Annotated in this window: 3 protein-coding genes; 2 read left to right on the top strand and 1 reads right to left on the bottom strand. The window is 68.8% G+C overall.

What is annotated here, in order from left to right; genetic code table 11:
• Both ACIQ36_RS19965 and ACIQ36_RS19960 read left to right on the top strand, forming a co-directional pair.
• Positions 1 to 158: acyl-CoA dehydrogenase family protein (locus tag ACIQ36_RS19965; protein ID WP_395832630.1), on the top strand; the 158-nt coding region annotated here is incomplete at its 5' end.
• Between the two features lie 26 nt (positions 159 to 184).
• Positions 185 to 1156, top strand: a complete 972-nt coding sequence (locus tag ACIQ36_RS19960; protein ID WP_395832628.1) for an NAD(P)/FAD-dependent oxidoreductase — start codon at positions 185 to 187, stop codon at positions 1154 to 1156.
• On the opposite strand, the gene ACIQ36_RS19955 is transcribed toward ACIQ36_RS19960, so the two are convergent.
• On the bottom strand, positions 1141 to 2868 hold a 1728-nt coding region (locus ACIQ36_RS19955), incomplete at its 5' end, for an EAL domain-containing protein (RefSeq protein WP_395832626.1). The two genes, ACIQ36_RS19960 and ACIQ36_RS19955, sit on opposite strands and share 16 nt — an antisense overlap.

Here is a 2868-nt window from a genome sequence, read left to right as displayed (position 1 = left end):
TCACCCACGCCGCGGTCCAGATCCACGGCGGCATGGGCTACTCGAAGGAAATGCCGCTCGAGCGCTATTTCCGCGACGCCAAGATCACCGAGATCTACGAGGGCACGAGCGAGATCCAGCGCCTCGTCATCGCCCGCAACGAGACCGGCCTCCGCTGAGGCCGGGCGGCGTCGGCTCCGCGCGGATGGACGCCGACGTCCTCGTCGTTGGCACCGGCCTTGCCGGCGCCGCTGCAGCCCGCGCGCTGGCCGATGCCGGTTTCCGGGTCCGTGCGCTGGACAAGGGGCGCGGTCCCGGCGGTCGCCTGAGCACCCGCCGCAAAGGCGCGGGCAGCTTCGATCACGGCGCGGCGACACTGCAGGCGAACACGCCGGTGTTCGCTCGATGGTTGAGCGAGGAAGCGGCCTCCGGACGCGCGGCACGTTGGAGCGAGGCCTACGTGGGCCTTCCGGGCATGAGCGCCCTCGTGGCGGGGCTGCTCGATGGGCTGGACGTGCACTGGTCGGTGGCGGTGGCCGCCCTGCATTTCGAAGGCGGGCAATGGCGGGCCATTCACGCCGACGGGCGCGAGGTCGGCGCGGCACAGGCACTGGTCCTCGCGCTTCCCGCGCCGCAGGCCTTGGGCCTGCTGAGGGCTGGCGCGCTTTCCAATGACGTCGTGCCCCCGCAGATGCTCGAGGCCCTCGCGGGAATCCGCTACGCGCCGTGCTGGGCCGCCTTGCTTGAGACCGAGCCTTCCGCGATGCGCCGGCTGCGGGACTCCGGCCCCGGCGATGTCGTCGAAGCCATCTATCGCGAAGCCGACAAGCCCGGCCGGTCAAACTCGGGGCATTGGGTCCTGCAGGCGACCACCGCTTGGAGCGAGGCGAACCTCGAGCTCGATGCCGGGACCGCTGCGCAGCATCTGCTGGACGCCTTCATGGCCATGACAGGTATCGGCCCGGAGGCCATTCACGACGTGTCCGCGCATCGCTGGCGGTACGCGCGACCGCTCGACGTCCTCGATCCGCGACCGCTGGAGGGCAATGGCCTCGCGCTCGCCGGCGACGCGTTCGGCGAGCCGGATTCGGCCGATCTTCCACCCGCGGAGCGGGCGTGGTTGTCCGGTCGCGCGGCAGCGGGCCGGTTGATCGCCGCGCGTCAGCCGAAGTCGTAATTCATCGTCGGACCCGCGGCGGCGAGGAAATCGCCCTCCACGTAGTCCACGCCGATGCCGAACAGCACCGTCATGCTGGCGGCATCCTGCACGTAGTGCACCACGCAGGTCTTGCCGAGGCTACGGGCCTTCTCGGCGAACTCGCGGACCTTCGCCTGGTTGTCGCTGTTCTTGGACAGCTCGGTGATGTAGCTGCGGTCGATCTTCACCACGTCAGCGTCGATGTGCTGGAGCAGCTGGAACGAGTTCAGGCCGGTGCCGAAATGTTCCAGCGCCAGCCGGACGCCGGCGGCGTGGAGGGTCTGGGCGAAGGCCTGGATCGCTTTCAGATGGGTGAAGACCGCGGGTTCGTGCAGCTGCAGCACCAGCAGTTCACCGGGGATGCCGGCCGCCTTCACCGCTGCGACGATCTCCTCGCCCAGCCGATCGTTCGCCGAGATGCTCTCCGGGCCGAGCTTCACGTAAAGCGTGGTGTCCTTCCGCGCCGCCTTGCGTTCCGCGATCACTGCGATGGCGCGGTGGATGACCCAGCGGTCGATCTCCGGCCCGAGTCCCTGTTCGAGGGCCAGTGGCAGGAAGGTGGTCGGGCCGATGATCTCGCCGCCATTGCCCTTGAGGCGGAGGTAGGCCTCGTAGGTTTCGCCCGGCTCGCCATTGAGGCTGATGATCGGCTGGTAGTGGAGGGTGAAACCGTCGCTGTCGAGGGCGTCACGCAGGCGCTGCACCCAGGCCTGGATGCGCTCCTCCTCGGCGCGGTCGCGGGCCGCCGGATCGTGGATCTCGACGCGATCGCCGCCCACGCCCATGGCCGACTGCAGGCTCGTTTCCGCTCGGCTTAGGACGGGGCCGATCTGGGCGTTGCGCTCGCCGATCTGCACGCCGCCCACGCTGACCGTCAGGGTCAGCGAACGGTCGCCCACTTCGAGGATCTTCCCCTGGAACGCCGCGCGGATCTTCTCGGCGCGAACCTGGCTGGCCTGGTGGTCATGGAGGCGGCAGATCACCGCGAAACGGTGGTCGGAGAGGCGTCCGGCCATCGTCGTGTCGTCGAGCGCCGTGCCCAGTCGGGCACAGAACGCCTTCAGCAGTTCGTCGGCTTGCGCCATGCCGATCGTGCCGACGAGCGTCTCGTAGTTGTCCGGTTCCACCAGCAGCAAGGCCTGGTGGTGCCGCCCACCTGCCGCCGCGGCGACGGCGCTCTCCAGCTCGCCCATGAAGTGCGCGCGGTTGGCGAGGCCGGTGAGGGAATCGCGCAGGCGCAGGGCTTCGAGTTCGGCCGCCATCGAAGCATCGACGAGTTGCGGACGGAAGACGATCTGCAGGCAGGGCTCGCCCTCGTAGCTTGCCGGCGTGAACTCCATCAGCGCGTCGAACTCGTCGCCGTTCGCGTCGATGGCCTGAAGTTCCAGCTGCTTCGGCGGGGCCTCGCCTTTCGAGATGCGCTTCAGCAGGTCCTTGAACCCGCCGGCGTTCGAGGGCGCGATCAGATCGAGGACGGACAGGCCTTCGATGTCCTCGTAGCTTTCGTAGCCGAACATCTCGAGGTAGGCGTCGTTGGCCCGGATGTGCATGCCCTCGTGGATGTAGGCGATTGGGTCGCGCGAGGAATTGATCAGGGCGTCGCAGCGGCGCTCGGTTTCGCGCAGCTGGGCCTCGAGGACGCGGACGGCGCGGCGGGTCTTCACGAATTCCGCTTCGGAGCGGACGATGGT

The sequence above is a fragment of the Elstera sp. genome (genome assembly GCF_044372965.1).
Taxonomy (GTDB): domain Bacteria; phylum Pseudomonadota; class Alphaproteobacteria; order Elsterales; family Elsteraceae; genus Elstera.
The sequence above is the reverse complement of the archived record's forward strand: the minus strand, read 5'-3'. Positions and strand labels throughout refer to the sequence as shown.